The organism is Halomonas sp. BC1, assembly GCF_002078135.1.
GTDB classification, from domain to species: Bacteria; Pseudomonadota; Gammaproteobacteria; order Pseudomonadales; family Halomonadaceae; genus Vreelandella; species Vreelandella stevensii.
The window spans coordinates 546,505-551,801 of sequence record NZ_LFGS01000019.1 but is presented as its reverse complement, the minus strand read 5'-3'; the positions used below and the strand labels follow the sequence as shown (position 1 = coordinate 551,801).

Genomic DNA, 5,297 nt, shown 5'->3' with positions numbered 1-5,297 from the left:
ACCGACAGGCTGCTAGCACGTAAAGTTGGCGTGTCGGATGTCACCATTTCTTATTGGGAATCTGGGGCAATCAAACAGATCGGCCATGAACGCCTGGTGGCGCTCGCGGACGCACTGGATTGCTCGCTAGCTACCCTATTGGAAGGAGACAGCGCGCCACAACTGCTCACCCTGAACCATACTGGTCCCCTCCCCTGGGAACAGGTTCAGGCCACTGCTATCACCGTGCCGCATCACCTGCCGTTGAAGATCGACTGGAAAGCACCTTGCGTGATGGTGACACCTGCCAAGGAAGCAGATTTTTCACCAGCGTCGGCGGGAGACCTGCTGCTCCTCGGCCCGACACACGTGTTCCACAAGGCTGGGCATTACCTGGTACAACGGGATGATCAATACGTCATTGAGCACTATACAAAAGCGCCCAATAGCACGTCGATCCATGCCGTTCTGCTTGCCCACTGGTGTGCTGCCTAAAGCATCTTTACCTCCCCGCCCCTAATTGTCCTCAAACACGTCCACCTGGTCGCGCGTTCGTCTTGGTTCACTGCCTATCAAGAGACGCCGCGAGTAGGTGGCCACCTGACCCAACCCATGGCGGGACTGGCTGACCAGCTCTCCCGCCAAATGCTCACCCAGATCACCAATCCGTGCCCGCACGCTGGCTGGCTGAACAGCGGCTTCGGAAAGCTGTACTCGCACCACGTAACCGCCATCCGGCAGCCCACTCCCCGTACCCAGCGGCCCGACTTCGAACTGCCCTTCCCTGACTTGAGTACGTGCCTGCCAGCGCACTCGGCTCAGCTCACGCTCGACCACGACCTGTAGCTGGGCTCCATCCGGCAAGTTGGTCTGGCCCGCAATCATCAATCGGCGGTCAGAGAGTAGTTGAGCAGAGGTCGACACCTCTACCTCCAGCGGCTCGATGGGCTCGGCTTCCGCCACTGGCTCGGCCGCGGCGGTCTCTTCCACCTGCACCGCCTCTGCCGGCGCCTCCTCTTCGGGACCACTGCAGCCCTGCAACATCAACGCACCCAGCAGAGCGGCTCCTGCGTAACCTAGCGCTTTCCCCATCACCACGTCTTCCCCTTGTTATTGGCGGATACCTACCATACCGCCTTTGACCACAAAAAACGCAAAGTGATGCAAGCATTTACCCAATATCAGACCAGGCTTGAGAAGCGCTTTGAAGGACACGCGGAATTGCTGGGGTTATGGATATCGACATCGCTTCATCCCTTTGCAAAAGCCACCCCATCGAACGCCTTCGCGCGCGTCGCCGCCAGAAGCCACCACCCACCAGCGCGGCCTGAAAGATCGCGTCACCCGCGACCGCCCCGCGTCGAGTACGCCCAGCGGGTGCGGCTCATCTATCGTAGGGAAAGAGGGATGGCTAGGTAAGGTCGCTCAGTTCAACCTCTAAAGCAGTCGCAATACGGGTCAGCACACTCAACGAGCCGCTTTTTTTCCCTGACTCTATTTCGGAAAGGTACCCTTGGCTGATCCCTGCTTTTTCCGCCAGCTCACCTGCACGTAGTCCACGGTATTCGCGGTACACCTTCACGGGTGCCACGCCATCCAGCAGCGCATCCACAACCGCCACAGGAAATGACTCTTCACCACGCGCCACCACCGCGTTGGCAGCGTCAATATCGTCCTGGTCTTCCAGCCGCGCAAGCAACGCCTGGTACTCCTGCTCAGGCAGAACCACTAACCGCTCGCCCGTGGGCGTTTGAATAATTTGAGGTATGCTCATGCAGCCTCCTGTAAATTGTCTAGTGCTATGGGCACTTTATTGATAAACGCCGCCACGGGCACCGATGTTAATGATGTCGAGTACATCGCCATGCTCGTCGATGATCACCCGCCAGTCGCCTACCCGCAACCGAATATAATCGCTCCCCTTCAAGGCCTTCACATTGTTGCGCTGGCTTTCCGGGTCTTCCGCATAGGCCTTGATTTTGCCTTGTATGCGCTTCGACTCAGGTCGCGGCATTCGCTGCAACACCTTCAACGCGCTTTTACGGTAAGTGATCGTTTTCATTGCCACCATTATAGCTAACAGCGAATTAGAAGCAAAAAATTTTAGCTTTTAGCTAAAAAACATCCATCATTCCCGCCAGCCTATTCGGTGTCACTAACCCCACGCTCGGTGGCCAGCCCGGAATCCGTGGAGGTCGTGCTTACCATTCTCTTCCGCGAAGCCGATGGCCAACCCAGCAAAGCGTTGCTGGACGCCGTTCGCAAGCGCGTCGATGAACGCCGCCCGCTGACGGATCGCCTCACCGTGCAAGCCGCCACCCTGCTGCCGTTCAGCATCACGGCGATGCTGGCCCTGCGCATCGGCCCCGACCTACTGCCCGAAACACCGCTCACGCTCGCAGGCTTCAAGCCCCAGATCGACGCCACGGCCTGGCTGATAAGCGAGGTCACGCACAATTTCACGGAGCAGGGGTATACCTGCAGCATTCGTATGGAGAGGCGTTAGCGGTACACAAACCATTGGCTCTCTGAACAGCAAACAGGGTTATTGGGGTTATAAATTTTGACAGGCTCACATTTCAGGGTTATAGTAACCCCATGTTCAACGACAAAGGGGCAGGAGGTGAACAGCAGAGTACTGATCAAGGAACTGGAAGCGGATGGATGGACATTACTCAGAGTCAAAGGCAGCCACCACCACTTCAGGCACCCGACCAAACCCGGCACCATCACCGTGCCACATCCGAAAAAGGATCTGAAAACGGGATTGGTCAAAGGAATCAGGAAAAGCGCTGGCCTCGAATGAGGCTGGCCACTGCTGCCCCCACTGATAGAGGTGAGCCATGTTATTTCCCATTGCCATTGAACGCGGCGACGAACAACACGCCTATGGCGTCGTCGTGCCCGACCTGCCCGGCTGCCACTCCGCAGGCGACACCTTCGAAGAGGCCCTGGCCAACGCCAAAGAAGCCATCGATGGCTGGCTGGAAGTCGCGGTCGAGTACGGCGATCCCATCCCCGAAGCCACGTCCATCGAACACCACATGGACAATCCCGACTTCACTGGCTGGATCTGGGCCGTCGTCGATATAGACGTCACCCCGTACCTGGGCAAAAGCCACAAGATCAACGTCACCCTGCCCGACCTCCTGGTCAAACAGATCGACGACTTCGTCGCCCGCCACCCCGGCGACAAAACCCGCTCTGGCTTTCTCTCCCGCGTCGCCATGGCCGAACTGGCCAGGAACAAACAAGCCAGCTAAGCCCCAAACAAAAACCCCCAGCCATTCCATGGCTGGGGATATCGGTGCCGCATCCTTCTGACGAGGCGGAGTCCGTCCCGCGTGCTTCCAAGCGACTGATTTATCTTCTCAAAAAATCATCCAGGCGGCTGTAAGCCATCGCTGATTCTTGTGTAAGAAATTGTCTACACCGCCCAGTGTGCTGGCTCTATATTTAGCAACGGATCTTAAAATTTGACTGTCGTTTACCAAGAACCTAATACTGTATATACAGCCATGTATTTGAAATACGTTCTTGAGGCTAGTCAGCTACTCCGGCTCACCAGCGGTAGGCCTGAATTACACCACCAACGTGATACACTGTTGATCAAAATCGAGTAGCGCATGGCTTTCGCCATCGCTGCTCGATCGTTTTATTAGTGAGGATATTATGGGTCGTTTCACTTCCCTTGAAATGTGTGCAGGCGCGGGTGGGCAAGCGCTGGGCATAGAGCGGGCGGGATTTGGCCATGAAGCACTCGTGGAAATCGAGCCACCCGCCTGTGCCACGCTGCGGCTGAATCGCCCGCAATGGAACGTCAAGGAAGAAGACTTACGGCTGTTCAATGGGCTTCCCTACTTCGGCGTCGATTTGCTCGCAGGCGGCGTTCCCTGCCCGCCTTTTTCCAAGGCCGGCCAGCAGCTTGGTGAAGCAGACGAGAGGGATCTTTTCCCCGAAGCAATCCGCCTAGTGGATGAATGCCGTCCTAAAGCCGTCATGCTTGAAAATGTACGTGGGCTTATGGATGCACGCTTTGATGACTACCGCCAAAAAGTAGAACATCAGCTCAACGCACTCGGCTATGAAACCGGTTGGCGACTTCTAAATGCATCGGATTTTGGCGTTTCTCAGTTACGCCCCAGGGTCGTCTGTGTAGGCATCCGCAAAGAGCTATCAGAGCACTTCTCGTGGCCAGAACCCTTGAAAGTCGCGCCGCCGACGGTTGGCGAGCTACTGCTCGACCTGATGAAAGAAGGTGGATGGGAAGGTGCCGAAGAGTGGGCGAAACAAGCCAACACCATTGCGCCCACCCTGGTAGGCGGATCCAAGAAACACGGCGGCCCTGATTTAGGCCCTACCCGAGCGAAGAAAGCATGGGCTGCTTTGGGCGTGAATGGTCACGTCCTGGCGAACGAGCCTCCGGAGAAAGACTTTGAGGGTATGCCAAAGCTCACCCCCAAAATGACGGCCAGAATTCAAGGCTTTCCCGATGACTGGGAAATTTTCGGCAAGAAAACGGCGGCATATCGTCAAATTGGTAATGCTTTCCCTCCCCCTGTCGCGGCAGCCGTCGCCTCACAGATCTTTCACGCACTATCGGCTAAACGTATTTACAAGGTGGCGTAATGGGAACAGCGTCAGAATTTGGACAGCTACGGAAAGCCTTTCATGCCGAATTGCTGAAAGCGACACTGACCACTAACGAGAAAGGCGTGGTCAGCAACGCTGATGGCAGTAACCGAACCAGCAAAGCTATCGCTAAAGGCATCGCCGACCTATTAAAAGCAGAAACCATTGGCGAACGCATTGCAGGCCAGACCTCTGGCAACCAGTTTGAAACCATCTGCGCTCACTTTGTCGAAGAAGCTTTCCTTAAGCTCCAACACCTTCGGCCAGGCACCTGGGATATTCACCAGGTCGGCGGCCGTAACCGGCTGGAGATTGCCCGCTACGAACAATACGCTCACTTAGTCGCGCTGGATAAAGCCGCAAAGGCCGATAGCGAACTCGCCGCGGCGCTGGGTAGCGACTACACCATCACCCCAGATATCGTCGTGGTCCGTGAAGCCGAAGACGATGAAGCCATCAACCGACATAGTCAGCTGGTTGATGGTGAGGTCACCACGCTATCCAGCCTTCGCAAGCAAAACGGCGGCTTGCCACTGCTACATGCGAGCATTTCCTGTAAGTGGACGATTCGCAGCGATAGAGCCCAAAATGCCCGTTCGGAAGCGCTGAACCTGATACGCAACCGTAAAGGCAGGCTGCCACATGTGGTGGTGGTGACTGCAGAACCTACCCCAAGTCGGCTTGCC

The 5,297-nt window shown here is 56.4% G+C and carries 9 protein-coding genes; 6 read left to right on the top strand and 3 right to left on the bottom strand.

Annotated features, from left to right (window positions below; genetic code table 11):
• Positions 1-9 precede the first annotated feature (9 nt).
• Positions 10-474: a helix-turn-helix domain-containing protein gene (locus tag B7L72_RS16625; RefSeq protein WP_081195734.1), complete on the top strand. Its 465-nt coding sequence runs from the start codon at positions 10-12 to the stop codon at positions 472-474.
• Between the two features lie 21 nt (positions 475-495).
• Here B7L72_RS16625 and B7L72_RS16620 read toward each other — a convergent pair whose 3' ends face one another.
• The 3 genes from B7L72_RS16620 to B7L72_RS16610 all read right to left on the bottom strand — a co-directional run bounded on the left by B7L72_RS16620 (position 496) and on the right by B7L72_RS16610 (position 2,041).
• Positions 496-1,071, bottom strand: coding sequence for a hypothetical protein (locus tag B7L72_RS16620; protein WP_176212907.1), 576 nt, complete (start codon positions 1,069-1,071; stop codon positions 496-498).
• Positions 1,072-1,390: 319 nt separating this feature from the next.
• Entirely contained in the window at positions 1,391-1,753 is a 363-nt protein-coding gene (locus B7L72_RS16615) for a helix-turn-helix domain-containing protein (RefSeq protein WP_039176367.1), read from the bottom strand.
• Positions 1,754-1,789: 36 nt separating this feature from the next.
• A complete protein-coding gene (locus tag B7L72_RS16610; RefSeq protein WP_039176369.1) occupies positions 1,790-2,041 on the bottom strand; it encodes a type II toxin-antitoxin system RelE family toxin in 252 nt (83 codons plus the stop codon).
• Positions 2,042-2,128: 87 nt separating this feature from the next.
• Here B7L72_RS16610 and B7L72_RS16605 point away from each other — a divergent pair, with 87 nt between their 5' ends.
• The 5 genes from B7L72_RS16605 to B7L72_RS16585 form a co-directional block, all read left to right on the top strand.
• On the top strand, positions 2,129-2,485 hold the full coding sequence (locus B7L72_RS16605) for a baseplate J/gp47 family protein (protein WP_081195575.1): 357 nt from the start codon (positions 2,129-2,131) through the stop codon (positions 2,483-2,485).
• A gap of 117 nt (positions 2,486-2,602) precedes the next feature.
• Positions 2,603-2,785, top strand: a complete 183-nt coding sequence (locus B7L72_RS16600) for a type II toxin-antitoxin system HicA family toxin (RefSeq protein WP_081137457.1) — start codon at positions 2,603-2,605, stop codon at positions 2,783-2,785.
• Positions 2,786-2,822: 37 nt separating this feature from the next.
• A complete protein-coding gene (locus B7L72_RS16595; protein ID WP_016914543.1) occupies positions 2,823-3,242 on the top strand; it encodes a type II toxin-antitoxin system HicB family antitoxin in 420 nt (139 codons plus the stop codon).
• A 409-nt stretch (positions 3,243-3,651) separates the two neighbouring features.
• A complete protein-coding gene (locus tag B7L72_RS16590) occupies positions 3,652-4,608 on the top strand; it encodes a DNA cytosine methyltransferase (protein ID WP_081195574.1) in 957 nt (318 codons plus the stop codon).
• A partial coding sequence (locus B7L72_RS16585; protein ID WP_081195573.1) for an NgoMIV family type II restriction endonuclease occupies positions 4,608-5,297 on the top strand: 690 nt, incomplete at its 3' end. The genes B7L72_RS16590 and B7L72_RS16585, both read left to right, overlap by 1 nt.